This is a genomic window from Tessaracoccus flavescens (genome assembly GCF_001998865.1).
In the GTDB taxonomy this organism is placed as follows: Bacteria; Actinomycetota; Actinomycetes; order Propionibacteriales; family Propionibacteriaceae; genus Arachnia; species Arachnia flavescens.
On sequence record NZ_CP019607.1, the window covers coordinates 983,896 to 1,009,147 of the forward strand.

Here is a 25,252-nt window from a genome sequence, read left to right on the forward strand (position 1 = left end):
GTCGTGCGATGGGATAGAACATGTCGCCTCCTTCTGATGCAGGAGTCAAACACGCATGGAGGCCGTCTGGGAACGCCCGGAACGGCTATTTCCGACGGATTTCGCTGTGGGGAGAATCGCGGAATACCCGCGGCCACAGCGTGGTTCAGTCTTATCCAGGCAGGAGCGATTCGACCCTCTGACGGATCTGGGACGAAATGTCCTCGCGGGTGCCGCGGGCGTTGATCACGAGGAAGTGGTCGGGATCTGCGGCTGCCTGGTCGAGGAAGAAGGCCCGTGCGCGGTGGTGCAGGTCGATGCCTGCCTGTTCGAGCCGGTCCTTCTCCGCGATCCTCGCGACCGCATCGCCGGGGTCCGCGTCGAGCAGGATGGTCAGATCGGGTCGGAGCCCGCCGACGGCCCACCAGCCGAAGTGTGCGATGTCGTCCATGGCCAGCTCGCGCCCCGCACCCTGGTAGGCGATCATCGACAGGACATAGCGGTCGCTGATCACGATCTCTCCGCGTTCGAGCGCAGGCGCGATCAGTTCGTGCACGTGCTGGGCCTTGTCAGCGGCGTACATGAGCGCCTCGGCCCGCGGGGACACGTCGCCGTAGGCCGGGTCGAGCACCAGCCTGCGCAGCTCGGTGCCGACCTCGGTCCCGCCGGGCTGGCGCGTCCTGACGTGCGCGAGGCCACGCTCGTCAAGCCAACGGCTCAGCAGGTCGACCTGTGTGGTCTTCCCGACCGAGTCGCCGCCCTCGAACACCACGAACAGTCCACTCATCGCTTCTTCTTCTGCCTCTTCTTCTCGGCCTTGGCCAGCGCCTTGCGCGCGGCGATCACCCGGTCGGGCCAGCGTTCGATGAACTGGGCGCGCCGCGTCCGGACCCGCGACCTGGTCCGCTCTGCGTCAAGCCCCAGCTGGTACGCCTGGCCTGCGGAGAGCCCGTCCAGTTCGGGGTCGCTGTCCATCGCGCCCAGCGCGGAGCCGCGCAGGTCGTCGAGGAGTTCCTCCAGCTGCGCGAGCAACCTGCCCATGGTCTTGGGGAACAGCGGCGCCGCGACGCTCGCGGCCACGTCGAGCTGCTCGGCCGCGCGTAGAGCGGCGAGCCACCGGTCATCGGGCGAGGCGAGCTCGAGGGCGCGGCAGCGGTCGGCGAGGATGTAGGTGGCCTGCTCGGCGCGGTCGAACAGGACCTCCGCCGCGGGGCGTTGGGACAGGTCGCCGAGCCGGGGCGCGAGCACCGCGCCGACCAGCGCGTCGAGCACGTCGAGCACGGGGGCTTCGATGTCTGCCGCACTCTCGTACGGGAGGCCGTCGAGCGCCTTCTCCGTGCTCTGCCGCCAGCCGGGCTCAAGGACCGGGGCGAGGCCCCTCAGGTCGCGTCCGAAGGCCCACAGCTGCGCGTTGAGCGGGCCGAGGTCGTCGCTCTGCTCGGCCCGGCGTTCGAGGTCGGCCCGCACGATGCCCTGAAGGTGCTCCGCGAACACCTCGGTTGCGAACTCCTCAAGGGTGAAGTCGCGTCGCATGGGCTCGGGGCGGGGAAAGTTCGTCAGGCCCGTCGCGGGCGCTCCGAGGCGCTGCTGCAGGCTCGGGTAGGAGTCGACGACCGTCGCGTTGACGGCTCGGGCAGCGCTGAGCAGGAAGTCGCGCTGCTGGCCCGTGAGCGCCCTGGTCGGCGTGATGGTGATCTCACGGAACCGGGCGGTCGTGATGCCACTGCGCCGGATGGTGACCTTCTCGTCCTTGACGTGGGCGGCGATCTCGCCGTCGTCGTCGCGCAGGGCCCACTCGTCGCGTTCGCTGTTGATGGCGGCGATCGGACCGAGCACGGCGTGCCGGACGATCGGCTTCAGGAGCCGGGCGAACTCCTCTGGCAGGTCCCCGTCCGAGCCGAGCGGGTGCGCCTGTTCCTCGGGAAGTGACGGGGCCCAGCGGGGGGCCGCGATGTACCACTCCCCCAGCCCGCCGACCACGCGGTGCGCGACGACCACGCCGTCGCGCAGCAGGCGCCCGTCCGCCGCGTCGAGGATCGTCGCGTCCATGGTGAGGCTCGCCGCCGGACGTCGCATGACGCGCGGCAGTCCGACCGACTCGGATGTCAGCTGGGGAGCCTCGGAGCTGTAGGGAACCTCCAGCCGCAGGACCTCCATGCGGCGTCGCTTCTTACCCATGCCGCAACCCTAGTGTCGGGACTGACCTCATGTCTGCGCTCCGACAGAGGCTCAGGAGGATGCCTTCTTCGCCGGCGCCTTCTTCGCCGGTGCCTTCGCGGGTGCCTTCTTGGCCGGGGCCTTGCGGGTGGTCGTCTTGCGCGCCGCGGGCTTGCGCTTGGGGGCGGGCCCCTTCGCGCGCTTCTCGGCGATCAGCTCGAAGGCGCGCTCGTTGCTGATCTCCTCCGGGGAGTCGTCGCGGCGAAGGGTCGCGTTCGTCTCACCGTCGGTGACGTAGGGCCCGAACCGGCCCGACTTCAACACGACCGGCTTTCCGGAGACGGGATCGTTGCCGAACTCCTTCAGCGGCGCGGCGGTGGCCGCCCGACCCCTCGTCTTCGGCTGCGCGTAGATAGCGAGCGCCTCGTCGAGGGTGATGTCGAAGATCTGCTCCTCGCTGGTCAGCGAACGCGAGTCGGTGCCCCGCTTGAGGTAGGGGCCGTAACGGCCGTTCTGCGCCGTGATCTCGACGCCGTCGGGATCTGTGCCGACCACGCGGGGAAGGCTCATCAGCTTCAGCGCGGCTTCCAGGTCGATCGAGTCGATCGACATCGACTTGAACAGCGACCCTGTGCGCGCCTTGGCCGACTTCGGAGCGTCCTCGGGCAGCACCTCGGTGACGTAGGGTCCGAAGCGGCCGTTCTTGGCGACGATGAGGTTGCCGGAGGCCTCGTCGGTGCCAAGCTGGCGCTCCTCGTCGAGGGGGCGGCTGAGCAGCTCCTCTGCAAGGGCGACGGTCAGTTCGTCGGGCGGGGTGTCCTCGGGCACGTTGGCCCGCCTGCCGTCCGAGGCCTCCACATAGGTGCCGTAACGGCCGACGCGCACGTCGATGCCGGAGTCGCCGAGCGGGAAGGTCGACAGCGCCCTCGCGTCGATGTCACCCAGCTCGGTGACGAGCGTCTCCAGGCCCTGGTGGGCGTCACCGTCAGGCCCGCGGTAGAAGTCGGAGAGCACCTGCAGCCGCTTTGCCCTGCCCGCCGCGATCTCGTCGAGCTGGTCCTCGAGCTGGGCGGTGAAGTCGTAGTCGACCAGCTCGGAAAAGTGCTCCTCCAGCAACCTGGTGACGGCGAACGCGAGCCAGGTCGGCACGAGCGCCGAGCCCTTCTTGAAGACGTAGTCGCGGGCGGTGATGGTGCGGATGATCGAGGCGTAGGTCGACGGGCGGCCGATCTCCAGTTCCTCGAGCTTCGCCACGAGCGACGGCTCGGTGTAGCGCGCGGGGGGACGGGTCTCGTGGCCCGCCGGTTCGGCCTTCGCGACGGCGAGGTCCTGGCCCTTCTCTAGGATGGGCAGGCGGGTCTGCGCGTCGTCGGTGGCCGAGTCGTCGTCGGTGCCCTGGACGTAGGCCTTGAGGAAGCCGGGGAAGGTGATGGTGCGTCCGGAGGCGACGAGGCCTGCTTCCTTTGCGTCGTCGGCGGAACCCGCGAGCAACGCGTCGATCCGGATCGTCACGGACTCGCCGCGGGCATCGGCCATCTGCGAGGCGAGCGTGCGGCGCCAGATCAGCTGGTAGAGCCGGAACGTGTCGCCGGTGAGGCCGGTCTGGTCCGGGTGCTGGAAGGTGTCACCTGCGGGGCGGATGGCCTCGTGGGCCTCCTGCGCGGACTTGACCTTCGAGGTGTAGACGCGCGGCTTCTCGGGAAGGAACCGCTCACCGAACAGGTCGCGGACCTGCTGGCGGGCGGCGTTGATGGCCTGGCCCGACAGCGAGATCGAGTCGGTTCGCATGTAGGTGATGAAGCCCTTCTCGTAGAGCTCCTGAGCCACAGACATGGCGCGCTGCGCGGAGAAGCCGAGCTTGCGGCCTGCCTCCTGCTGCATGGTGGTGGTGCGGAACGGCTCGTAGGGACGGCGCGTGTATGGCTTCGACTCGACGGAGGTGACCCCGAGCTTGGCTTCGGCCAGCAGTTCGGCGATCCGACGGGCGGACGCCTCGTCGAGCACGAGGAGGTCCTGGCTCCTGGCCTGGCCCTTTGAGTCGAAGTCGCGGCCCTGCGCGATGCGGGTGCCGTCGAGGTCGACGAGGCGCGCCGGGAAGTTGCGGGGGTCGGCGTCGGCACCGGCATCGAGGATGACGTCGAGGTCCCAGTAGCCGGCAGGGACGAAGGCGATCCGCTCGCGTTCGCGGTCGACGACGAGTCGGGTGGCGACAGACTGCACGCGGCCCGCAGAAAGCCGGGGCATGACCTTCTTCCACAGCACGGGCGAGACCTCGTAGCCGTAGAGCCGGTCGAGGATGCGGCGGGTCTCCTGGGCATCGACGAGGGCGACGTCGAGGTCACGCGGATTCTCGACGGCCTCGAGAATCGCGGGCTTGGTGATCTCGTGGAACACCATGCGCTTGACGGGGACCTTCGGCTTGAGCTCCTGCATCAGGTGCCACGCGATGGCCTCGCCCTCGCGGTCACCATCGGTGGCGAGCAGGAGTTCGTCGACCCCTGCCAGCTTGGACTTGAGGTCCTTGATGGTTGCCTTCTTGTCGGGCGAGACGACGTAGATGGGCTGGAAGTCGTCGTCGACGTTGACGCCGGTGCGCGCCCACTTCTCACCCTTGTACTTGGCGGGAACCTCCGCGGCGGAGGTCGGCAGATCGCGGACGTGTCCACGGCTCGATTCGACGATGTAGTCGCGACCGAGATAGCCGGCGATCTTGGTCGCCTTGGTCGGTGACTCGACGATGACGAGACGCTTGGAAGCCATCAGCTCTGCCCCTTTCCGATGGGAAACATTGCGAACAATAGCCTGCGAGGTCAATAGGTCCCATCACCGGTTGTCGCTGGCGGTCCTTCTCCGCCGGACAGAGGCGGGCCGGACGGAGCCGCTGGACGCACCCTGCGTGGCCTCCTGACAAGGGCGACGAGCCCGACTATGAGGCCGCCGACCGTGTGGGCGGTGACGAGGATCAGGCTGGCGCTGAGCCACGGTGCCCAGCGCGTCTGCTCAGTGGCCAGCGCCGCCCGCTCACCCGCGGTCGCCAGGTCTCCGTCCGAAAAGGCCTCGCGCGCCCCCGCCACGGCAGCCTCGGTGCGAAGCAGCCGGATGCCGAGGTCGGAGAGCGGATCGGCCGCCCCCTCCACCGTTGCGCGTGCCCCCTCGACCCGTTCGAGGCTCTCGCCCGTCTCGGCCAGCAGCTCTGCCGAGTCCGAGTATGCGGCCTCGTCCTCCGCGTTCTCGTAACCTTCGCGCACCTCACCCGCGAGCTCGAGGCCGGCCGCCGCAGCAGCCTGCTGCAGCTCCCCCGCAGCCTCGGCCTGTTCACCGAGGGCACCCATCAGGTCACCCGCGCCGCCGAAGTCCCAGCGGGACATGGCGATCCGCAGCCCCCTTGGCGGTAGCCATCCTTCGTCGGCTGCGTCGACCGCCGCATAGTCGTCGCGGGCGACCGAGCGCTGTTCAAGAGTGGTGGCAGCGTCGTCGTCGAGCACCCAGGTCGCGTAGGTCTGGTCGGCGTCCGTGTTGCCCCCGCGCGACTCGACAAGGTCAAGGAAGCGTCGGGAGTCGGTCGTGCCCCGGTTGTCCTCGCTTCCCGGGGGCTCGTAGGCGGACTCGCCCGCGAGGGCCGCCTGCACGACGGTGGTGAAGTCCTCGTCCTCGAGGCCACCGATCAGTTCGTTGACAGCGGCGTGGGCCGCCGCATAGCCGTATTCGTCGGTCTCGCCGACCGCGAGCCCGGTCGGGTTGCGCCACTGGCTGAGCGGGAACGCCGGGTCCGAGTCGCGCTTCGGGACATCGGAGGGGGTCTCTTCGCCACCGATCCTCGGCGCGAGTCGTCGCGACACGACCTCGGCGAGACCCTCCTGGAGCCAGCGTCCCGAGAGGTGGTCGTCGTTGAGCCATGCGTGGGAGGTCTCGTGCAGGAGGAGCTGGGTGTCGAGCTCCTCGCCCAGCAGGATCTCGCGTTTCGTGAAGTCGAACCAGGCGTAGCCGGTGACCGTCGGGGAGACGTCTTCGCGGACGGTGTCGAGGCCGCCGGGCCACGGCGTTGCGAGGAGTTCCTCGAGCGCAGGGACGCCCTCGGCGAGTTTCTGGTCGACGAAGTCGGCCCACGCCTCGTCCCCTGGGAAGCTGAGCAGGCTGACCTCGTCGCCACCGACGGTGATGCTCCGCTCAGCGGTCTGCGCCGGGTCGCGCAGGGTGACGAACGCCCAGATGCCGGTCTCGTCCGTGTGCTCGCTCGCCCGCCGGGTGACGGACGAGTCGGCCGCGGTCTCCGTGAAGATCTCGCTCGTGGAGTGGAAGTCGTAGCCCTCCGGAGCGACGATGTCGAGCGTCGTCCGGCCGGGCTCCCCCCAGGCGAGGGCGGTGAAGGCCGCGAAGCCCTTCCCCACCCGCGTGGGGTCCTTTGATCGGAGCTCGGCACCGGGCAGGTCGTAGGTGAGCGTGATCTCCCGGGTGCGTGCGTAGCGCAGCTGGGGGAAGGCGATCGACGCGATCCTGATGCTCGCCTCCGTACCGCCCTCCGTCGTGACCGTCAGGGTCGAGCCTCCAGAGGTGGCCCGCAGGTTGCTCGCGCCCGCGGGTACGGGCACCTGGTAGCTGGTAGCTGGTAGCTGGTGAAGTAGAAGTAGCGGAGCTGGTTGCCGCAGCGTTGGTCGGGAAGGGTGTTGCGCAGCGACATCGTGACGCCGACCTTGACCGCCGATTTGTCCGCGGCCACCACGTATCGTGCGGCGTTGGTCTCCGTGAGCCCCTTCACATCGGCCTCGGCGTGCGGCGCGAGTCCCACGAGGAACGACGAGGCGAGCAGTGCAATCCCTGCCCCGAGGCGCCGACCCCTCATCTGATCCCCTCTCCTAGGGGACCGAGTGTAGGACCGGCCCCGCGTTCTGAGTCACCGCCGAAAGTCGAGATCCTGAGCGGGGCTCACCTGCCCAGGGGAAACTTCACCTCGCGCCCGTCGCGTGGGTCGATGACGGGGTCCACGAGCGCGCGGACGTAGAGCGAGAGCCCGCCCAGGCAGATCAGCCCGACGACGATGAGCAGCCAGCCGGGAAGCCCAAACACCTGCTCCGACCATCCGAGGAGGGAGAAGATGCCTTGCAGGACCAGCATCCCTCCAAGGACTCCGAGGGATCCGGAGATCGCGATCACCAGGCCGTAGCGCACTCGGGGAACGGGGCGCGCCGCCACCAGCGAGTCGGCGTACTGTGCCGGGGTGCCGAACGCCTGCTCGGCCGGCTCACCGCTCTCGGCGAGGTGGCTCTGGGCTTCGGCGAGGATCTCGCCGATCCTGACCCCGGGCACGTCACGCTCACGGAGTTCGGAGGTGAGGTCGTCGAGGTACTTGTCGTTGTTCATGACTGTTCCTTCACGAGATCGGTGACGGCCGCGGAGAACCGGTCCCAGTTGAGTGCGCGAAGGGACAACTCGGCGGTCCCCTTCTCCGTGATCGCGTAGTACTTGCGCCCCGGCCCGTGTTCACCCGTGCGCCACGTCGTCGTGACGAGCCCGGCCTCCTCGAGCCGTCCGAGAATCGGATACAGGGTGCCTCCCTTGACCTCGCCGAAACCAGCGTCGGTCAGCTCCTTCGACAGTTCATAGCCGTAAGTCTCGGCCCTCCCGATCACAGCGAGCACGGCGAGTTCGAGGAACCCCTTCACCCAGGGCGTCGGCCATGTCTGCTGCGTCACGACTCCATCGTGACACCATCTAGCTAGGTTTGCAATATAGATAGCGATTCGATTGTGGTGATCGTCACTGGGCGCCAATAGGGTTGATTCATGGAGACGCTCACGAAGGAGCAGGGGCGCGCGGCCGCTGTGCGGGCACAGCAGCTCGATGGCGAGCAGCGAGACGACCTGCTCGCCGTCGTCTCCGCGCTGACTCATCTGCCGGTCAACGTGACCGACATCGTCGCTCCGTCTGCCGAGCACATCGCCTACACCCGGCTCGGGGAGTCGATCTCGTTCGACGACGTGCGCAGGGCGGCCGAGGTCGAGCTGTCGCTCTTCGAACACCTCGACCAGCCGATCCCCACCGAGCCGTTGAACATCCTGCTGCGTCCGGTCTCTGACCTGCCTCTGCTGCGCGGCGAGATGGAGGCCTGGGCTGAGACCCACCCGAGGACTGCGGCCTGGGTCGAGGCGAACGCCGGTTTCCGTGACGACGTCCTCGAGACGCTGCGGATGGACGGGCCCGTCCCCCAGCCGGACATCGAGGACACAGCGACGGTGCCGTTTCGGTCGTCAGGCTGGAACACTTCGCGCAATGTCGCGATGATGCTGGAGGCGCTGCAGGGATCCGGCGACGTTGCGGTCGCGGAGCGGCGCGGCGCCGTCCGGGTGTGGGACCTGGCCTCCCGGATCCTTCCCGAGGTCGAGGCGCTCGGCCGGGAGGAGGCCTCGGCCGAGCTGGACCGGCGTCGACTCGTCTCGCTCGGGCTCGCCCGGCCGAAGTGGGTCGGCGATGCCGGGCGCGAGGTGCGGGTCGAGGGGACGCGGGGGCTCTGGCGGCTCGCCCCGGATGCCGAGCTCGGCCCGGTCGCTCCCCGGGTCAGCGTCCTGTCGCCGCTGGACCGCCTGCTGTTGCCGAGGACGAGGATGCGCGACCTGTGGGGCTTCGACTATGCGTTGGAGCAGTACACCCCTGCGGCGAAGCGTCGTTGGGGCGCGTTCGCGCTCCCGGTCCTTCACGGCGCCGACCTGGTCGGGAAGGTGGACGCCCGCAGCGACCGCGAAGCGGGCCTGCTGCGGGTCGCGGCGCTTCACTGGGACGTCGAGGCCGACGCCGCGCTGCGCGGCGGTGTGGCCGAAGAGTTGGAGCGCTTCGCGGCGTGGCTGGGGCTCGGACTCCGGCTTCCCTGACCGGAGCCGGACTTGACTTCCAGGTGACGCGCACAGACCTACGGTGAGCGCCGGCGGTGCCTCTATTGGCACGAACCGCGCTCCTTGTAGATCCGTGCACGGTCTTGACCCCTTCATCGGTCGCCGGGTCCCATGGCATCGCCGGACCGGGCGCGAGCCCGGTCCGACCCAGCCCCTGGCCGTTCAGGCAGGCTCAGCGATCCCGGGGCCCTCGACGCTGCCGGGCGTGGCCGTCCTTCCGCAGGTCAGCATCAGCAGTTCACCGATGGGCCCTCGGATTTCGGGGCCGCGGCCCGCCTGCCAGTCGGCGTCGGTGGCGACCATGCGCACCGACCGCACGAGCCGCCACCCATCGCCACGGCCATCAGTCTGCCCTGTCGATCGCCTCTCCGACGCCTGCGGGATTGAGATCTCGTCTGATGCCGAGGGGTCGGGCGATGTCCTGCTGATGCACGAGCACGTCGATCAGCGGCTCCCTGATCGACGTGACGAAGGGGTGTCTGCGCACCTCGGCGAAGCGGTCCCACTGGTCGAGGATCTGCTCGACGGGAGCGCTGCCCCTCCGCACGCCGTCGAGTCGGACGGCCGTGTCGTACCCGCGCCACATGCCGCCGACGAACCGCAGGGTGGCCGCGACGTCGAGCTGCGGGTTCGCGATCAGGTGGGCGGCGACGTCACGGACCCGCCAGCCGTCGCACAGGCTCGGCTCGTCCCACTGCGCAGGGGTGAGCGAGCGCAGCAGGTCACGGATGCCAAGCCGTTCTTCGATGATGATCTGCCAGATCCCGGCACGGTCCATGGTCACTCCTCGAGGGTAAGGAACTGGTCGAGGAGCGCCTGGCGCACCTCGGGGATGACGGCTGCGCCCAGGTCGGCCGCGGCGATGTCCAGCACCTGGGCGACGGCCCCGATCACCTGCGCAAGCGTGAGGTCGCCGTCCAGGGCACCGAGCACCGCGGCCAGCGCGGTGTCGGCCTTGATCGCGCGCAGCAGGCCTACCCGCTGGCGGAAGATGACGTGTTCCGGATCGGCGGCACCGGGGCGTCCAAGGGTCTCCTGGTCGACATCGACGAGACGCGGCCGCGAGGCGAGCAGCTCACCCGTGGGAAGGCGGTAGGCGTCGACCGCGGAGGCATTGCGGGCGAACACATCGCCGACCGGCTGCGCGACCGCGTGAGGCCAGCTCTCGAAACGGCGGTGTGGTTCATCGCGACCGGCCCTGGTGATCTGGATCCAGCCCATGCCGACGGAGGAGATCCCAAGCTTCTCGAAATAACCGAGCCACTCGTCATAGGCGGGCCGCCACCGCTCTGTTCCTGCGAGCCCCGCGTCGGTCAGCCACATCTCGATGTAGCTGAACACGTCGAGCCGTTCACGTTCGATCACCCAGGCGTCGCAGCCGTCGGGAACCCATCCGGCGAGCCGCTCTTCCCACGGCTGATCCAGCACGGCCCAGTTGGTGAGCAACTGGAGGCTGCCGCCATGCGTCAGATGCTCCCCTGCGCCGCGGACGAGTGTCTCGACGAGCAGGTCGGCCTCGAAGTTGGCTTCGCGGTAGACGAGGGTGTCTCCGTCGGCGCTCGGGGGTGACATGACGAACGGCGGGTTGGACACGATGAGGTCGAACCGTTCGCCCGTGACCGGCTCGTAGAGGGAGCCAGCGCGCAGGTCGATGTCCGCCTCGTTGAGGGCCGCGGTCACCGCGGCGAGTTCAAGGGCCCGGGCGTTGACGTCGGTGCCGACGACGCGGCCTGCGTGTCGGCCGAGGTGGAGCGACTGCACCCCACACCCCGTGCCCAGGTCAAGCGCGGTGTCCACCGGCATGCGCATGGTGATCTGCGCGAGGGTGGTCGAGGCCGGCGAAACGCCCAGCACGTAGTCCGGCCGGGTGGGCGTGATGATCTGGTCGAGCCCCGGCGTGAGATCGGCGACCACCCATCCGGAGGCTCCGTCGTCGGGCGAGCCGTAGGGACGGACATCGACAAGCGCCCGCACGGCGTCGCCGTCCAGGCTGAGGAAACCGGCCCGGACGAGGGCGTCGGCGTCGACCACCCCGTCGAGACGATCTGCAGGAACGCTCTGCTGGAGGAGGAAGAGCCGGATCAGCGTGCTGAGCAGGTCGGTCGCCTCGCCGAGCGCCACGTCGGCCGGCACCGTCATGTTGCGACCGAGGCCAGCCTGACCGAGTTCTCCGATCCGGTCGAGGACGTCATCGACGAGGTATCCGACGGCGATGAGGTCGGCACGGAGGCGGATGAGGTCGGTATCGCTGAGCTGCACCCCGTCATCCTAGGACCGCCGGTCCGGGCCGACGCCCCGGTTGTGGGCGTGGGGCGCGACACACCCCGGGCAGTCCGCGCCAGGAGGTCGACGGTCGAGTCCTCGAGTCGATCAGCTCTGCGGTCTCGAGCACACCGAGGCACCGACGACTCGGGTCATGGGCCTGCACCATCCAGGCTTCTGCGCCTGCCTGCGGTCGTGGCCACCACCCCTTCGACGACGTCTCCACGTCGACCGGAGGCTGCTCAAGGAGCGGAGCGCCGGAGATACTCGAGGATCGAAAGGACCGAGGCTGCTCACGGCACGACGGTCCGGGAACCGCCGAAGAAACGGAGTGCGGAGGCTGTTCGATACCGGCGGCACCCGGCCGGTCCAGGCCCAACCTGCGTCCTGGCGTCCTGGCGCTTCCCTCGTCCGCGGCCGTACCCACCGCCTCTCGACGACGCCTCGCGCGACTGGGTCGAGCGGAGGCTGCTCAAGGAAGGGTGGGTGGGCTGCTCAAGTGACGGATGGGGCGGAGGCCGCCAAGTGACGGGGAAGATCACGCCCAGCGGCCAGACCCAACCGTCCACCCAACGGGAGTCCCCCGGCGAGCGTCGGCGGTCGCGGGCACCGCCTTCCGACGACGCCAGGCACAACCTCGTCGTGCGGAAGTCCGACCCGCCGGGCCCGCAAGCGGTATCCACGGCCGCCCTCGCGCCTTCGAGCGGCGACTCCGGATGAGGGGAGAAGAGGCCGGTGGCGCCCCAGTTGGGATCGTCACCGGCCTCGCCGTTGGAGGATCAGACCGACTCGGTCGCTCCCTGCCAGAGGTTGACGCCCTCGACTCCGCTGTGACGATCGATCGCGGCGAGCTCATCGGCGGTGAACTCGAGATTCCCGAGCGCGGCCAGGTTGGCATCGAGCTGCTTGACGGAGGAAGCACCGAGCACGACGGAGGTGACAGACGCGGCGCCCTGGTCGCGGAGGGCCCAGGCAATCGCCATCTCAGCGAGGCTCTGCCCTCGCGCCTCTGCGATCTTGTTGAGCTCACGCAACTGCTCGATGTTCTCCTCGGAGAGGAGGTCGCTGTCGAGCGACTTGCCCTGCGCGGCCCGCGAGCCCTCCGGGATCCCGTCGAGGTAGCGGTCGGTGAGCATGCCCTGGGCAAGCGGCGAGAAGCCGATGACGCCCATGCCATTGTCTGCGGCGGCCTGCAGCAGCGACGGTTCGCCCTCCTCGATCCAGCGGTTCAGGATCGAGTAGGAGGGCTGATGGATGATCAGCGGCGTGCCGAGCGAACGGGCGATCTCCTGCGCCTTGGCTGTGAGCTCGGCCGAGTAGGACGAGATGCCCGCATAGAGTGCCTTGCCGGAACGGACCGCCTGATCGAGGGCGGCCATCGTCTCCTCGACGGTTGTGTCGGGGTCGGGACGGTGGTGGTAGAAGATATCGACGTAGTCCAGGCCCATCCGCTGCAGCGAGTCATCGAGCGAGCTGAGCAGGTACTTACGCGATCCCCCGAAGCCGTAGGGGCCCGGCCACATGTCCCAGCCCGCCTTGGACGAGATCACGAGCTCGTTGCGATACGGAGCGAAGTCCTCGGCGAAGACCCGACCGAAGTTGATCTCGGCCGAACCGTACGGCGGTCCGTAGTTGTTGGCCAGGTCGAAGTGGGTGACGCCCTTGTCGAAGGCACGACGCAGGATGGCGCGCTGCGTCTCGAGCGGCTTGTCGTCCCCGAAGTTGTGCCACAGGCCGAGCGAGATGGCGGGCAGCTTCAGGCCGCACGTGCCGAGACGCCGATAGGGCATGGATTCGTAGCGGTCTTCCGCGGCGACGTAGGTCATGATCCACACTTTAGTTGCATCGCGAACCCCAGGAATGGCGCATCGACCCAAGCCAGATATCGGTCGCCGCGACGGCGGGCAGCCACCGTGCGCCCTGGACGCCGACGAGTATGTCGGCGACCCGTCCCGGCGTTGGGCTCACCGCTGGCACCTGGTTCGCCGGGCCAGTCTCTGCCCTGTTTCCGCGTTGTGGCCCCTCCCCCTCCCCCACCCCGCCCCTCGTCTCGTCCCTTGTGTCAGGGGACCTCCTTCGCCAGACTCTCGGCCACATCACGGACGCGGCTGAGCGAACACGGTCGGAACCCGATTGCCGAGCTCTCCCGACTCTCCAGTCCCAGTCCTTCTCCATAGGCGACCTGCGGCCGCAAACAACCGCGCACACCTCATGCAGACGACCCCGCGGCACAACCAGTAGACGACAATCCGCCGCTCCTTCGAAACCAGCGGCCGCTCCCCAACGAAAGACGACCGGGGCACCCAACCCCCAGCACGATCACACCAGCCCTCGCGCCTACGGCCGACTGCCCAAAGGAGTCCGATCAGCATCCCGTGCCACGTCCCAAGACCGCAGTGGATGCTCGTGTAGGCCCACCCTGCGACCTGGGCCCGTTCACCGCGTGTGCATGCCATCAACGAGGTCGACCGTCCGGGAGGTCCTCGCCGACGCCTCGGCTCACCGAGGTATCGCCGCGGCAGCGACGCTCGGCGACCGCCCCCGCACTGACGCCGCATGCCTCCAAAGTGGCCAACGCTGAGCACGGTGGCCGCCCTTCAACGTGCCCGGCGCCCCGGGTGATTCGGAAGCCCGTCACCGGGCGCACCGCCTCGACGGCGCCCGGCCGTACCCGGTCCGGTCATGGCCCCGCCCTGTGCGTGGGCCGCCCAGGCCTGTGCGCCCACCTCGACCGCTCTCCGTACTCTCCCCAGGGGACTCAGCTCGACACTCTCCCCAGGGGACTCAGCTCGACGCGGCTGTCGCCGTCCGCCGGATCGTCGCCGGAGCCCCGGCGAGCCGCGGGGCGACCCCCTCGGAAACCGTGACCTCGACGACGACCTGGCGCCCCTCACCCCTGACCCGGCAGGCCGCCACCGTCACCTCGTTACGGCGGGCCGTCTCCGCAGCCGCGCGGCACGGGTCGTCTCCCGCGACTGCCGCGCTGACCGCAGACAGCGCCGAGAGCTCCGCCGCCTGCTCCGCCTGCCGGGCGACCGCGAACCAGTGGATGAGAACGACAGCCGCATAGAAGACCGCGCAGATGCTGAGGCAGATCCCGACCACGAGCACGGCACCTGCGCTTCCCCTTTCATCCCGCCGCCGGGCGGACCGGGAACGGCGCCGGGCTGACGCCGGGCCGGTCATGGCCCCTGCCCCGGTTCGTAGGCCGCCCAGGCCTGTGCGCCCACCTCAACCTCCCCGAGCCCCAACACCCGCACGCCGAGCGTCACGGAGGCCTCTACGCCGCCGGCCTGCCGATCGATCGAGATCCGTGCTCCACCAGGGGCCCGGTCCCGGGCGGCCTGCACCGCCCGGGCATCTCCCCTGGCGCTCTGCCTCGCCAACTGGGCGCTCGACTCGGCGCACGCGCTCTGCGCGACGCCCAGCATTGCGAGCGAGACAAGACAGGCCGTCACGACGACAACGGTGACGACACCCACCGCCAACTCGACGGTCACCATGCCACGTTGGGACCGGGGCGACGGGCGACCACCGTGGCCGCCCGCGCCCCTCGGCCACATCACAGGCCTCCGGCGACCTTGCCGAAGATGTCGATGACCCAGTCGAAGAGGGTCTGGAAGAACTGGTTGTCGTTGAAGATGCGCAGCAGGACGAGGGCGACTGCGGCGGCCGCGAGGAGGCCGATGGCGTACTCGACGGTCGTCAGGCCGCGCTCGGCCAGGCGACGCAGCTTCTTCGGGGTGCTCGGGACGAGGTTGGACATTGCCGGTTCCTTTCGGTGCGCCGGCTGCCGTTCAGCCGGTCACCTACTTGATCCGTCGGATCCGCACCCCGTTGCCACCAGGAACCCCTCCTGTGGAGATCCGGCACGGACAACACCTCCGCCTGTGGACAAGCGGCTCAGAAGAGCAGCAGTGACAACAGCTCGGCGGCGTCGGCCTTGTTGAGCACCTGGTTGGCGTTGCCGCACTTCGGAGAGACCACGCAGGCGGGGCAGCCTTCCGAACACGCGCACCGGGTCAGTCGCTCCAACGTCGCCCGAAGCCACTCCTCGATCTCCTCGTAGCCCCGGTAGGCGAAACCGGCACCACCCTCCATGCCGTCGTGCACGAAGATCGTCGGCAGCCCCGTGTCGGGGTGGAGAGCGGTGCTGACGCCACCGATGTCCCACCTGTCGCACGGCGCGAAGGCGGGCAGCAGCCCGATGGCGGTGTGTTCCATCGCGTGTGCCGCGGCACCCATCTGCAGCTCGGGCCAGCCGAGCCGGCGGCTGAGATGGGGCGGAACCGTCCACCAGACGGCCTGCGTGGTCATCCTGTGCCTCGGCAGCTCGAGCGGGGTCGAGTCCCACACCTCGTGGGTCACCTCGTCGCGGCGCAGGTATCCGAGCACCTGCGAGTCGAGACGCACCTCACCCCTGCACACCTCCGTGAAGCCGAGCTCGCGCCTGTCGACCTCCCGGACGATCTGAATGTCGAAGGAGGTCTGGGGTTGCGTGTAGTAGCGAGGGCGCGACCCGACGACGAAGGCCTGGTGTTCGTCCCTGTCCAGCGAGTCGACGAGGAACGCCTCCCCCTGATGCAGGTAGACCGCACCGGGGTGGACCGTCCGGTCCACGGCGGCCATGTCCACCCCTCCGAGCACCCGGCCTGTGTCGCGCTCGATGATGTCGAGTGGGCGTTCCCCGATCGAGCGGAGGTTGATGAAGTCGACCGCACGGTCGGGCCGGGTCCAGAAGTAGCGCCCTCCCCTGTTGCGCAGCACGCTCTGATCGGCGAGCGCGGCGGCGGTGGAGGGCATCGTCGGCCCGAACCACCGTTCGTCCTGCGTGCTCAGCGGCAATTCCTGGGCCGCGGCGGCGAGGTGCAGACCGAGCACCCTCGGATTGTCGGGATGCAGGACGGCGCGCTCCACGGGCGAATCGAAGATCAGCTCGGGATGCTCAAGCAGATAGGCGTCGAGCGGGTTCTCGCTTGCCAACAGGACGACCAGGGCGTCCTGGCCGCGTCGACCGGCCCGGCCGGCCTGCTGCCAGAAGGAGGCGAGCTTCCCCGGGTACCCGGAGACGAGCACGGCATCCATGCCTGCGATGTCGACGCCCAACTCGAGCGCGTTCGTGCTGGCCAGTCCACGCAGCTCGCCGCTGTGCAGCCCCGCCTCCAGTTCACGCCGGTCTGCCGCGAGGTAGCCGCCCCGGTAGGAAGCGATCCGCAGCGGCTCGTGCGCCTGCTCCTGCGCTGTGATGGAGACCAGCTCGGCCCCCTGCCGTGACGGCACGAACGCGATGCTCTGGCAGCCCGAGTCCGAGAGCCTCGCCAACAGTCCGGCCGTGTCCATCCGTAGGGACGACGAGGGCTTCCAGAGGGCGACAGTCCGCCGCCCAGCCGGAGACGTGTCCACGTCGACGACGCAGACCTCATCCTCGCCGATGAGCGCGCCGGCGAACTGGGCCGCGTTCGGGGCCGTCGCCGACGAGAGCGCCACCGTCGGGGAGGCGCCGTACTGCGCCGCGATCCGGCGCAGGCGTCGGATGACCTGTGACACGTGGGCACCGAAGACCCCCTGGTAGCGGTGGGCCTCGTCCACGACGATATAGCGCAGCGAGCCGAGGAACGACGACCACCGCTGGTGGTTGGGCAGGACCGAGTAGTGCAGCATGTCGGGGTTGGTCAGGATGAAGCCGGCATGATCGCGTGCGAACCTCCGATCAGCCTCATCGGAGTCGCCGTCAAGGGTTCCGACGCGCCACCCCCTCGGCCCCAACTCGGCCGCCGCCCGCGCCTGGTCGTGGGCGAGCGCCTTCGTGGGCGCGATGTAGAGCGCCGTGTGCCGGGCCCGGGTGAGCCGGGCGCGCGCCGAATCGACGGTGGTGCCCACCTCGCCATCGACCCCGGCCGCGATGATCGGCATCAGATAGCCGAGGGTCTTTCCCGAGCCTGTAGGGGTGCAGATGATCGAGTGCCTGCCTCGGAAGAGGTGCTCGGCGAACTCCACCTGGTGCGCCCACGGCTCAGGGACCCCTGCCTCCACGATGCGACGCCGACTGGCCTCGGAGAGCCAGGACGGCCAGTCGCATGCGCTCGCCTCACGGGCCTCGCGGGTGTGCACGGCGCACACCTCATCACGGGAGAGCAGCCAGGCATGCCCTGGCACCGGGGCATCGCCCCGTTCCACGGCCTCTGCCACGTCTGATCCGGAAGTCACGTCACCACTGTGCCAGCAGGCACGGACAAATCCACGAGGTGCACTCGTCAGCCGAAGAAGTCGCGCAGCAGTCCCGCGACTATGGGCACGACGCCCACCAGGATGAACGCGGGCAGGAAGCACGCCATGAGGGGCACCACCGATCTGACGCCGACCTTCCTCGCCTCCTTCACCGCCAGGTCACGGGCATCACGTCTGCCGTCCTCGGCGTGCATCCGGAGCACATCCGCGAGCCCCGTCCCCGAGCGCTCTGCCCGAGCGATGTCGGCTGCCACCCTCCCCCACACACTGTGACCACGCAGGTCCTCCCAGGCGCTCGGGCCTGCCCTTCCCAGCGCCACCTGGGCCGCGACCCTCTCGAGGAGACTCCGTGTCGCCTCTGGTGAGACCTTCGCCACCGCCGTGACCGCGTGGCCGACGGGTTGACCGGCATCCAGGCACACCGCGAGGAACTCGAGCGCTTCGGGCAGCTCGATCGTGAGGATCCTCACGTCGGTGCGACGGGGTAGCCGTCCGAGCACGACTGCTGTGGCGGGGCCGGCCACCCCAGCGACGAGGATGCCCGCCGCACCGGGCAGCACCAGCAGCGCCATGGCTCCCGTTCCGATGCCCGCGAGCATCCGGCTCGCCAGCCCGAGCATGGGTTCCGGGCCGCCTCGCCGACCGGCTGCCTGCCGTGCCGGGCGCAGTCGGGAAAGCGCCGAACTGGACGGCGGAAGGATCAGCCAGGCGGCCACGGCCGCCGCCAGCGCCGCCAGCACCACCTGGTTCATCTTCGGCCTCGCTTCGGCCGCGACAGCGCATCGATCCACAGCACACCCGCGGCGGTCAGCACCACGCCGACCAGCACCAGCACCTGACCGAGCGGCTCACGGGCGAGGAAGTCGAGCGAGTTCACCCCCACCGCGAACCCCAGCCCGATCGCCAGGAAGGGCAGCGCCGCCATGATGTGGCCGCTGGTGCGGGCGGCCGCCAACTCCGCGTCGACGACCGCAGCCAACTGCTGCTGCCTGCGCAGGTTCTCCGCCACCCGGGCGAGGATCTGCGCGACCGGCGCTCCGCTGCGTTCACTCAGCCGCCACGCCGCGGCCACCGGTCGCAGCGCACCACGGCCGGGTTCCGTGGCCGTCCGCAGCAGCTGCTCTCCGACGTCTGCCCCCAACGCCGAGGCCTCTGCGGCTGGGGCGAGCACGGGACACTCCATTGCGGCCTCCCTCAGCGCGGCGGTCGGGATCTGGCCCGAAGCCAGGAGCCCGGCGAGGATCCGGGCAGAACGTGCACACTCCGCCGCGGACGCACGTTCCCGGCGCCGCGCGAGGTGGGCCCTGAGCAGGAACCACACGGTCGCCGACGCGACCGCCCCGCTGAGCAGCCACAGCGTCAACGCGGGTACGACGGCGATCGCCACCAGCAGTCCGACGAGCCAGAGCACCGGCCAGCGCACCGGAAGGAGTCGGCGAGGTGTCCTCGTCTGAGCCGAGACGGCGAGCCGCCGCAGCGACCCGGCGTGCGACGGCCCGAGGAACACGACCGCCGCGAGCGCTGCGAGCGCCACCGCCCCGACGATCATGGCCCGACCATCCGCCGCAGCCGCTCGCCCGCCGCGGTGTACTCGACCCCAGCCGGGCGGAGGTTCGCCGCGGGCTCGATCACGACCTCACCCGACGCCGACCTCCGGAATACGCCGATCTGAGCGACCGACCGCCTCCCACCCGGTTCACGGACCACGTGGATCACCATCCGAAGCGCCGACGCCACCTGCGCGTGGCATGCCTCGCGCCCCATCCCGCCGAGCGCCGCGAGAGCCTCGATCCGGGCCATCACATCCGAGACCGAGTTGGCGTGCACCGTGGCACACCCTCCCTCGTGCCCGGTGTTCAGGGCCGTCAGGAGATCGGCGATCTCCGCCCCACGCACCTCGCCGAGCACGACCCTGTCGGGACGCATCCGTAACGCCTGACGCACGAGGGTCGTGAGGCTGATCGCCCCCGCACCCTCGGCGTTGGGAGGCCGGGCCTCCAGCCGGACACAGTGCGGATGCGAAGGGACCAGTTCGCGGGCATCCTCGACCAACACCATCCGCTCACGGGCGGGCACGAGGGCGAGCATCGCGGCGAGCAGCGTCGTCTTCCCCGTCCCGGTGCCGCCCGAGATCAGGAACGGCTCGCGTCGCCGCACGATAGACCCGAGCAGGCCGGCCCCCTCCGGGCTCAGCGAACCGCTGCCGACCAGATCCTCCAGCGAGAAGTTGCGCCTCGCGGGGACACGCAGCGACAGGCAGGTTCCCGGCTCTGAAACCGGCGCGAGCACCGCATGCAGCCGCACGCCGCTCGGGAGCCGTCCGTCGACGAAGGGCGAGGCGTCGTCGAGTCGTCTGCCCGCGGCAGCGGCAAGCCGGATCGCGAGCCTGCGGACCTGCTCGTCGTCGACGAAGCACAGCTCGGCACGCTCCAGCCCGGCACCGCGGTCGACGAACACCTCTGAGGCCCCGTTGACCACCACATCGGAGACGTCGGGCAGGTTGAGCAGCTCGTCGAGCGGCCCGGCTCCGATGCTGTTGCGCCTCAACTCGTCGAGGGTCTCGCGGACGAGGCAGTCGGTGACCACCCGTCCCTGGGCCCGGAGTGCTGCCGCGACATCGGTGGGCGTGAACGCCCGGCCGAGCTTGGCGAGGCTGGTGCGCAGCTCGTCGAAGCCCTCACGCATCTCGCACCCATCCCAGAATCCGGGAGACCTGCTTCGCATATCTGCGGGAGGCCCCCGCGAGCGGCGTCATGCCCAGCTCCGCCAGCCGTGGCAACGCCTTGTGCGAGCCGACGACACCTGCGCACTCGGCACCGAGGGATCGGCACACCGCCGCCTCGGGAACCGTCCGTCCTGGGCCCGACCGGACGACGATCCCCGCCTGAGCCCGCCCGAGGTCGAGCATCTGGGCTGCCGCGACCGAACGCACGTCCGCACCCACCACGACCAGCACCCGCTCGGCCTCGGGCGGCGCCGGCCCGCGGCCGGCGTCGATCACCATCACATCGCTGGAGCGGCCCAACCCACCGAGCACTGCCTCGACGGCCTCACCCCCCGGCGCCTCGGCCTGCCTCGAGCGGGAGAGCACCGCGGCCCCATCCACCTGTGGCAGCCCGCCGAAGACGTCACCCAGCTCGCCGCGCGCCTGGCCAAGATCCGACCAGCGGAGGCCGCGTACCGTCTCTGCACCGACGAGCAGATCGAGCCCACCGCTCGCGGGCGCCAGATCGACGGCGACGGCCCGCGCTCCGCCACGGGCGGCCAGCATCGCAAGCGAGACCACGAGCGTGCTCACGCCGAGCCCGCCCGAGGCCCCGACGACCGCGACGGTGCGGGCGGCGCGCACCGACCGCACGGCCCCGGCCAGGACGGAGCCGAGCCGGTCCGCCGCCTCCGGCAAGGGGATCACGGGGAGACCCAGCTCGGCCGAACATCTCGCGAGCTCGTCGACCGAGGCACCGACGAGGTGGGCCGCCCCACGCCCCGGCGACCCCGACCGTCGCGCCACCTCGACACCGATCAGCCGCACAGCGGCGCCAGCCCACTGCCCGGCGGCCTCCTCGGGCGCCCCCGCGACCCGCAGCTCGACGTCGAGCGCGGCGGCACTGACCTCCACGGCTTCGATGAGGAGAGGGTCGCGGCTGCACAGCAGCGCATATCCGGTCACGTCGTCCATGACTCCTTGTTCCGCAACCGCGCCCGGCCTTTCCCACCGACCCGCCGGGCTGTGCATAACCCTCGGGTCGCTACAGCAGGCCGGGCACTGTCGTGGTTAACCTAGAGGCCAGCAAACCCCTGCCGAGAGGACCCCATGAGCCGCGTCGCGATCCCGCTTGAGGCCGTCGACTGGCTTTCGGTCTGGCGTGGGGTGCGCGGGCTGGTACTGGCCGGAGACACCGCCTGGCCGAAGCGGCTGCACCGCGCGGGCCACACCCTCTTCGCGCTCACCGACGAACCGGCGGTGGTGGACAAGCTCGGCCCGATCGACAGGATCACCCCGCTGCTCGCCCGGCCAGAGGCGATCCCGACCGACCCGTTCCAGTTCGAGGTCGTCTTCGTCCACCAGAGGCTGCACACCTGCGACCCGGACGAGGCACTGCCCCAGATCGCGCGGGTGCTGCGTCCGGGTGGCTGCCTCAGCGCCTCCTACCTGATCCGCGACGACTCGGTGCCGTGGGTGCGCCGTCTCGCTGCCCTGCTGCGCCGCTTCGACCCGATGGCGATGAAGGGCGACTACGGCAGCGAGTCCCTCGAGCGGCTCCGCAGCAGCAAGTACTTCCCCGAGGTGGAGGAACGCGCCTTCCGCGTCTGGCAGACGATCAGCCGCGAGGATCTGCTCAATCTGGTCCGCCACCAGCCGCTGACCGCGAACCTCAACCCGAGCCAGCTCGCGCACCTGCTCGGCCAGGTCAGCGACCTGTTCGACAGCGCCGTGCGCCCGGGCGAATCCCTGCGCCTGCCTTTCCAGCTGCTCTGCAGCCGCGCCTGGGTCAACCACGAGGAGATGACCGGCCCGGTCGTCCTGCCAGAGAGTGCACTAGCCATCCCCCTCTGATGCACAGTCTGGCCCGCAGGTAGTGGCCGCGCGTGGCGGGCACTAAGCTGGCATCTGCGAAAGGAGCGTCATGCCCATAGAGCCACGTCATCCACTGGTCGAGATCAAGGATGCGGTTTCCGACTTCGTCGCCAAGGAGGCCGAACTCGCCTCTGCCGAGCTGAAGCCTGCGGCGAAGGCCGCCGGAATGGGCGCCGGATTCTTTGCCGGCGCCGCCGTCTTCCTCTTCCATGCGCTCTGGATGCTGGTCATCCTGATCACGCTTGCGGTCGGTCTGCTGCTGCACTCGGTGACCCCGATGGGGCCGTGGGTCTCGTTCACCCTCGGCTTCCTGGTGAGCGTCCTCTTCTCCGTTCTGGTGGCGGGCATCCTGTTCACACTCGGCCGCGGCAAGTTCTCCCAGGTGAAGAAGCCGGAGGCCACGATCAGCGAGGCGAAGGCCACGCTGGACGCGGTCGTGGACGCCATCGCTTCACGCACGAAGGGCAGCGACGTCGCCATCAAGCCGGGCAATCTGCCTCAGTTCCGCGACGCGGAAGAGGGCGACCTGCCCTGACCACTGGTCGGAGGGTGCACCCACCTGGCAGGCTTGGCCCATGACCACTTGGGAATACTTCGTCGCTCCGATCCTGTCGCACGTCGCACAGCAGATCCTCAACAACTTCGGCTCTGAGGGCTGGGAACTGATCCAGCTCGCTCCTGGCCCGAACCCCGACACGCTCGTCGGCTACTTCAAGCGGCCCGCCGCGAACTCCTGATGCACGCCTCTGAGCGCCTGGCTGAGCTGGGCATCGACCTTCCTGCCGTCGCCGCCCCGGTCGCCGCCTACGTGCCAGCCACCCGCGCTGGAGGTCAGATCCTCACCTCGGGGCAGCTCCCCTTCGTCGACGGCGCGCTCAGCGTGACCGGGAAGGTGGGCGCCGAGGTGTCGGCCGAGGAGGCAGCGTCCGCGGCGAGGATTGCGGCACTCAACGCCGTGGCAGCCGCGGCCGATGTCGCGGGCGGCGTGGACCTGATCCGTCGCGTGGTGAAGGTCGTCGTGTTCGTCGCGAGCGACCCGGCGTTCAGCGGCCAGCCTGCCGTAGCCAACGGCGCCTCGCTCCTGCTCGGAGAGATCTTCGGTGAGGCGGGCGTCCACGTGCGCAGCGCCGTCGGGGTCGCCGTCCTCCCCCTCGACTCGCCGGTCGAGGTGGAACTGGTGGTCGAGGTCTGATGAACCAGCCGGAGGCGATCAACCAGGCTCTGGCGACCCTCTACCCAGACGCCAGGGCCGAGCTCGACTTCACGTCGCCTTTCGAGCTGCTGATCGCCACCGTGCTCTCCGCACAGTCGACCGACCGCAGGGTCAACGCCGTCACCGCCGTCCTCTTCGACAGGTATCCGACGCCGCTGGCTCTCGCGGAGGCCGACCGGGCCCAGGTCGAGGAGATCATCCAGCCGGTCGGCTTCTTCCGGAACAAGACCACCGCCATCATCGGCCTGTCACGCAGCCTCGTCGACGACTTCGACGGGAACGTCCCGGACACGCTCGACGAGCTCGTCACCCTTCCCGGTGTGGGCAGGAAGACGGCGAACGTCGTGCTCGGCAACGCCTTCGACATCCCAGGCATCACCCCGGACACCCACCTGATCCGCCTGGCCAACCGGTTCGGCTGGGTCGAGAGCACCAAGCCCGACGTCGTCGAGCAGGCTGTCGGCGCCCTCTTCCCCCCTTCGGAGTGGGTGATGGTGTGTCACCGGGTCATCTGGCACGGCCGCCGCTGCTGCCATGCCAGGAAGCCCGCCTGCGGAGCCTGCGTCGTCTACGACCTGTGCCCAAGCCGGGATCTCGGCGAACAGGATCCGGTCAAGGCGGCGAAGCTCATTCGGGAGCCTCGTAACTGACGGGTACGCTCGTCCCCGATGAGGATCCCGCGCACCGTCACAACCGCCGCAGCCCTGCTGCTGCTGTCGGCCTGCGTGCCGAATGGAGTTGACGCCCCGACGTCGCCAGCGCCCCCGACCCCAGCGGCCACCTCGCCTGCCGACCTCGCCGCGCTCAGGCAGCAGTACGGCCTCCCTGACTGCCCGACGACCGATCCCGAGGCCGAGCAGCTCGATGGGGGGCTCCCGCGCACCGCGCTGACCTGTCTCGGCAGCGACACCGTGCTCAACCTCGCGGGGCTCCCCCGCACCCCGACGGTGATCAACCTGTGGGCGCAGTGGTGCGCGCCGTGCCGCGCAGAGTCTCCCTATCTGCGCGCCGTCTCCGCCGACCTGACAGAGGTGTCCTTCATCGGGATCAACTACGACGATCCTCAGCCCGACTGGGCCCTCGAGTTCGCGGATCTGGTCGGCTGGGACTACCCGCACATCATGGATCCACAGAAGGAACTGCAGGTGCCGCTCAAGGTGCCGGGCCTTCCCACCACCTACTTCATCGACGCAGACGGACGCATCGCCGGGGTCCACCCTGGAGAGCTCGAGTCGGAACAGCAACTGAGGGACCTGACGGCGAAATACCTGGGGGTCTCGTGAGGCACCCGGAGGCATTCGCCGACCTGGAGCGCGCCCTCCGGGAAGGCCCGGTTCCCCGCAGCATCGGGCTCGACCGCTCCCCGCGCGGAGAGCGTCACGCCGCCGTGCTGATGCTGTTCACCGATGACGCCGACCCCGAACTCACCTTCGTGACGCGGGCGGAGACGCTCCGCAAACATCCGGGGCAGATGGCACTCCCAGGGGGCCGCGTCGAGCCCGGGGACACCACTCGGGCCCACACGGCGCTGCGGGAGGCGAACGAGGAGATCGGGTTGGTGGCCGACGCCGTCTCCGTGCTCGGCGAACTGCCGCCGCTGTGGGTGCCTGCCTCGCGGTTCGACGTGACGACGGTGCTGGGCGTGTGGGAGGGCGGCACGCCGCTCGAACCGGTCGACCCGGCCGAGACGGGCGCGGTGCACTGCTACCGGGTCTCCGACCTCGCTTCCGAGGCGGTCCGCGTCACCGCGAGCCACCCGACGGGGTTCCTGAGCCCCGCCTTCGTGTTCGGCGACCAGTTCATCTGGGGCCTCACCGCCCACCTCGTCGACTGGGTGCTCGAACTTGGCGGTTGGGCACGTCCCTGGGATGCCGACCGCATCGTGGAGATTCCGGCGCGCTACCTGCGCGACTGAGCCGAAAATGGCGAGGCGTGCCGGAACGTCTCGTT

Annotated in this window: 27 protein-coding genes; 8 read left to right on the forward strand and 19 right to left on the reverse strand. The window is 69.7% G+C overall.

The window, feature by feature from the left end; genetic code table 11:
* Positions 1-151: 151 nt before the first annotated feature.
* From tmk to BW733_RS19245, 7 genes are all read right to left on the reverse strand, one after another.
* The gene (gene tmk / locus BW733_RS04825) at positions 152-766 is read right to left on the reverse strand and encodes a dTMP kinase (RefSeq protein ID WP_077348385.1); all 615 of its coding nucleotides are present in this window, start codon (positions 764-766) and stop codon (positions 152-154) included.
* Positions 763-2,157 (reverse strand): hypothetical protein, encoded by a 1,395-nt coding sequence (locus BW733_RS04830; protein WP_152024573.1) that lies wholly within the window; start codon positions 2,155-2,157, stop codon positions 763-765. Before BW733_RS04830 ends, tmk begins: the two co-directional genes overlap by 4 nt.
* 51 nt (positions 2,158-2,208) lie before the next feature.
* On the reverse strand, positions 2,209-4,896 hold the full coding sequence (topA, locus tag BW733_RS04835; RefSeq protein ID WP_077348389.1) for a type I DNA topoisomerase: 2,688 nt from the start codon (positions 4,894-4,896) through the stop codon (positions 2,209-2,211).
* Positions 4,897-4,946: 50 nt separating this feature from the next.
* Positions 4,947-6,725: a hypothetical protein gene (locus BW733_RS04840; protein ID WP_077348391.1), complete on the reverse strand. Its 1,779-nt coding sequence runs from the start codon at positions 6,723-6,725 to the stop codon at positions 4,947-4,949.
* Positions 6,668-6,976 (reverse strand): hypothetical protein, encoded by a 309-nt coding sequence (locus BW733_RS04845; protein WP_077348393.1) that lies wholly within the window; start codon positions 6,974-6,976, stop codon positions 6,668-6,670. The genes BW733_RS04840 and BW733_RS04845 overlap by 58 nt, the downstream gene beginning before the upstream one ends.
* Positions 6,977-7,059: 83 nt before the next feature.
* Positions 7,060-7,494, reverse strand: coding sequence for an HAAS signaling domain-containing protein (locus BW733_RS04850; RefSeq protein WP_077348395.1), 435 nt, complete (start codon positions 7,492-7,494; stop codon positions 7,060-7,062).
* Positions 7,491-7,826 (reverse strand): PadR family transcriptional regulator, encoded by a 336-nt coding sequence (locus BW733_RS19245; RefSeq protein WP_237268301.1) that lies wholly within the window; start codon positions 7,824-7,826, stop codon positions 7,491-7,493. Before BW733_RS19245 ends, BW733_RS04850 begins: the two co-directional genes overlap by 4 nt.
* 90 nt (positions 7,827-7,916) lie before the next feature.
* Between BW733_RS19245 and BW733_RS04860 the strand changes: the two genes are divergently transcribed.
* On the forward strand, positions 7,917-8,999 hold the full coding sequence (locus BW733_RS04860; RefSeq protein ID WP_077348397.1) for a DNA glycosylase AlkZ-like family protein: 1,083 nt from the start codon (positions 7,917-7,919) through the stop codon (positions 8,997-8,999).
* 183 nt (positions 9,000-9,182) lie between these two features.
* On the opposite strand, the gene BW733_RS18860 is transcribed toward BW733_RS04860, so the two are convergent.
* The 12 genes from BW733_RS18860 to ssd form a co-directional block, all read right to left on the reverse strand.
* Entirely contained in the window at positions 9,183-9,338 is a 156-nt protein-coding gene (locus BW733_RS18860) for a hypothetical protein (RefSeq protein ID WP_202970283.1), read from the reverse strand.
* 25 nt (positions 9,339-9,363) lie between these two features.
* Positions 9,364-9,798, reverse strand: coding sequence for a maleylpyruvate isomerase family mycothiol-dependent enzyme (locus BW733_RS04865; RefSeq protein WP_077348456.1), 435 nt, complete (start codon positions 9,796-9,798; stop codon positions 9,364-9,366).
* Between the two features lie 2 nt (positions 9,799-9,800).
* Positions 9,801-11,279: a DUF7059 domain-containing protein gene (locus BW733_RS04870; RefSeq protein WP_077348458.1), complete on the reverse strand. Its 1,479-nt coding sequence runs from the start codon at positions 11,277-11,279 to the stop codon at positions 9,801-9,803.
* A gap of 782 nt (positions 11,280-12,061) precedes the next feature.
* Positions 12,062-13,108, reverse strand: a complete 1,047-nt coding sequence (gene mgrA / locus BW733_RS04875) for an L-glyceraldehyde 3-phosphate reductase (protein ID WP_077348460.1) — start codon at positions 13,106-13,108, stop codon at positions 12,062-12,064.
* 958 nt (positions 13,109-14,066) lie between these two features.
* Positions 14,067-14,393: a hypothetical protein gene (locus BW733_RS04880; protein WP_161490134.1), complete on the reverse strand. Its 327-nt coding sequence runs from the start codon at positions 14,391-14,393 to the stop codon at positions 14,067-14,069.
* A gap of 71 nt (positions 14,394-14,464) precedes the next feature.
* The gene (locus BW733_RS04885) at positions 14,465-14,782 is read right to left on the reverse strand and encodes a TadE family type IV pilus minor pilin (protein WP_152024574.1); all 318 of its coding nucleotides are present in this window, start codon (positions 14,780-14,782) and stop codon (positions 14,465-14,467) included.
* A 62-nt stretch (positions 14,783-14,844) separates the two neighbouring features.
* Positions 14,845-15,048 (reverse strand): DUF4244 domain-containing protein, encoded by a 204-nt coding sequence (locus BW733_RS04890; protein ID WP_077348466.1) that lies wholly within the window; start codon positions 15,046-15,048, stop codon positions 14,845-14,847.
* A 137-nt stretch (positions 15,049-15,185) separates the two neighbouring features.
* Entirely contained in the window at positions 15,186-17,459 is a 2,274-nt protein-coding gene (locus BW733_RS04895) for a DEAD/DEAH box helicase (RefSeq protein WP_179947152.1), read from the reverse strand.
* Positions 17,460-17,536: 77 nt separating this feature from the next.
* Positions 17,537-18,262, reverse strand: coding sequence for a type II secretion system F family protein (locus BW733_RS04900; protein ID WP_077348468.1), 726 nt, complete (start codon positions 18,260-18,262; stop codon positions 17,537-17,539).
* Entirely contained in the window at positions 18,259-19,059 is an 801-nt protein-coding gene (locus BW733_RS04905) for a type II secretion system F family protein (RefSeq protein WP_077348470.1), read from the reverse strand. Before BW733_RS04905 ends, BW733_RS04900 begins: the two co-directional genes overlap by 4 nt.
* Positions 19,056-20,195 (reverse strand): TadA family conjugal transfer-associated ATPase, encoded by a 1,140-nt coding sequence (locus BW733_RS04910; RefSeq protein ID WP_077348472.1) that lies wholly within the window; start codon positions 20,193-20,195, stop codon positions 19,056-19,058. The genes BW733_RS04905 and BW733_RS04910 overlap by 4 nt, the downstream gene beginning before the upstream one ends.
* Positions 20,188-21,189 (reverse strand): septum site-determining protein Ssd, encoded by a 1,002-nt coding sequence (gene ssd / locus BW733_RS04915; protein ID WP_161490135.1) that lies wholly within the window; start codon positions 21,187-21,189, stop codon positions 20,188-20,190. The genes BW733_RS04910 and ssd overlap by 8 nt, the downstream gene beginning before the upstream one ends.
* A 135-nt stretch (positions 21,190-21,324) precedes the next feature.
* On the opposite strand from ssd, the gene BW733_RS04920 reads away from it, so the two are divergent.
* From BW733_RS04920 to BW733_RS04945, 7 genes are all read left to right on the forward strand, one after another.
* A complete protein-coding gene (locus BW733_RS04920) occupies positions 21,325-22,068 on the forward strand; it encodes a class I SAM-dependent methyltransferase (RefSeq protein ID WP_077348476.1) in 744 nt (247 codons plus the stop codon).
* Between the two features lie 70 nt (positions 22,069-22,138).
* Complete coding sequence (locus tag BW733_RS04925; protein WP_077348478.1) at positions 22,139-22,624, forward strand: phage holin family protein; 486 nt, start codon at positions 22,139-22,141, stop codon at positions 22,622-22,624.
* A gap of 40 nt (positions 22,625-22,664) precedes the next feature.
* The gene (gene sp36 / locus BW733_RS18470) at positions 22,665-22,826 is read left to right on the forward strand and encodes a Sp36 family protein (RefSeq protein ID WP_169836070.1); all 162 of its coding nucleotides are present in this window, start codon (positions 22,665-22,667) and stop codon (positions 22,824-22,826) included.
* Positions 22,826-23,281 carry a RidA family protein gene (locus tag BW733_RS04930; RefSeq protein WP_077348480.1) on the forward strand — a complete coding sequence of 152 codons (456 nt, stop codon included), beginning with the start codon at positions 22,826-22,828 and terminating at the stop codon, positions 23,279-23,281. The genes sp36 and BW733_RS04930 overlap by 1 nt, the downstream gene beginning before the upstream one ends.
* The gene (gene nth / locus BW733_RS04935) at positions 23,281-23,952 is read left to right on the forward strand and encodes an endonuclease III (RefSeq protein WP_077348482.1); all 672 of its coding nucleotides are present in this window, start codon (positions 23,281-23,283) and stop codon (positions 23,950-23,952) included. Before BW733_RS04930 ends, nth begins: the two co-directional genes overlap by 1 nt.
* A gap of 18 nt (positions 23,953-23,970) precedes the next feature.
* Entirely contained in the window at positions 23,971-24,585 is a 615-nt protein-coding gene (locus tag BW733_RS04940) for a TlpA family protein disulfide reductase (RefSeq protein WP_077348484.1), read from the forward strand.
* On the forward strand, positions 24,582-25,217 hold the full coding sequence (locus tag BW733_RS04945) for an NUDIX hydrolase (RefSeq protein ID WP_077348486.1): 636 nt from the start codon (positions 24,582-24,584) through the stop codon (positions 25,215-25,217). The genes BW733_RS04940 and BW733_RS04945 overlap by 4 nt, the downstream gene beginning before the upstream one ends.
* Positions 25,218-25,252: the final 35 nt, after the last annotated feature.

What these genes read in the sequence shown, in the direction of transcription:
- tmk (WP_077348385.1), bottom strand. Translation starts at nt 766, where the DNA reads ATGAGTGGACTGTTCGTGGTGTTCGAGGGCGGCGACTCGGTCGGGAAG.
- BW733_RS04830 (WP_152024573.1), bottom strand. Translation starts at nt 2,157, where the DNA reads ATGGGTAAGAAGCGACGCCGCATGGAGGTCCTGCGGCTGGAGGTTCCC.
- topA (WP_077348389.1), bottom strand. Translation starts at nt 4,896, where the DNA reads ATGGCTTCCAAGCGTCTCGTCATCGTCGAGTCACCGACCAAGGCGACC.
- BW733_RS04845 (WP_077348393.1), bottom strand. Translation starts at nt 6,976, where the DNA reads ATGAGGGGTCGGCGCCTCGGGGCAGGGATTGCACTGCTCGCCTCGTCG.
- BW733_RS04850 (WP_077348395.1), bottom strand. Translation starts at nt 7,494, where the DNA reads ATGAACAACGACAAGTACCTCGACGACCTCACCTCCGAACTCCGTGAG.
- BW733_RS04860 (WP_077348397.1), top strand. Translation starts at nt 7,917, where the DNA reads ATGGAGACGCTCACGAAGGAGCAGGGGCGCGCGGCCGCTGTGCGGGCA.
- BW733_RS04865 (WP_077348456.1), bottom strand. Translation starts at nt 9,798, where the DNA reads ATGGACCGTGCCGGGATCTGGCAGATCATCATCGAAGAACGGCTTGGC.
- mgrA (WP_077348460.1), bottom strand. Translation starts at nt 13,108, where the DNA reads ATGACCTACGTCGCCGCGGAAGACCGCTACGAATCCATGCCCTATCGG.
- BW733_RS04890 (WP_077348466.1), bottom strand. Translation starts at nt 15,048, where the DNA reads ATGTCCAACCTCGTCCCGAGCACCCCGAAGAAGCTGCGTCGCCTGGCC.
- BW733_RS04900 (WP_077348468.1), bottom strand. Translation starts at nt 18,262, where the DNA reads ATGAACCAGGTGGTGCTGGCGGCGCTGGCGGCGGCCGTGGCCGCCTGG.
- BW733_RS04905 (WP_077348470.1), bottom strand. Translation starts at nt 19,059, where the DNA reads ATGATCGTCGGGGCGGTGGCGCTCGCAGCGCTCGCGGCGGTCGTGTTC.
- BW733_RS04910 (WP_077348472.1), bottom strand. Translation starts at nt 20,195, where the DNA reads ATGCGTGAGGGCTTCGACGAGCTGCGCACCAGCCTCGCCAAGCTCGGC.
- ssd (WP_161490135.1), bottom strand. Translation starts at nt 21,189, where the DNA reads ATGGACGACGTGACCGGATATGCGCTGCTGTGCAGCCGCGACCCTCTC.
- BW733_RS04920 (WP_077348476.1), top strand. Translation starts at nt 21,325, where the DNA reads ATGAGCCGCGTCGCGATCCCGCTTGAGGCCGTCGACTGGCTTTCGGTC.
- BW733_RS04925 (WP_077348478.1), top strand. Translation starts at nt 22,139, where the DNA reads ATGCCCATAGAGCCACGTCATCCACTGGTCGAGATCAAGGATGCGGTT.
- sp36 (WP_169836070.1), top strand. Translation starts at nt 22,665, where the DNA reads ATGACCACTTGGGAATACTTCGTCGCTCCGATCCTGTCGCACGTCGCA.
- BW733_RS04930 (WP_077348480.1), top strand. Translation starts at nt 22,826, where the DNA reads ATGCACGCCTCTGAGCGCCTGGCTGAGCTGGGCATCGACCTTCCTGCC.
- nth (WP_077348482.1), top strand. Translation starts at nt 23,281, where the DNA reads ATGAACCAGCCGGAGGCGATCAACCAGGCTCTGGCGACCCTCTACCCA.
- BW733_RS04940 (WP_077348484.1), top strand. Translation starts at nt 23,971, where the DNA reads ATGAGGATCCCGCGCACCGTCACAACCGCCGCAGCCCTGCTGCTGCTG.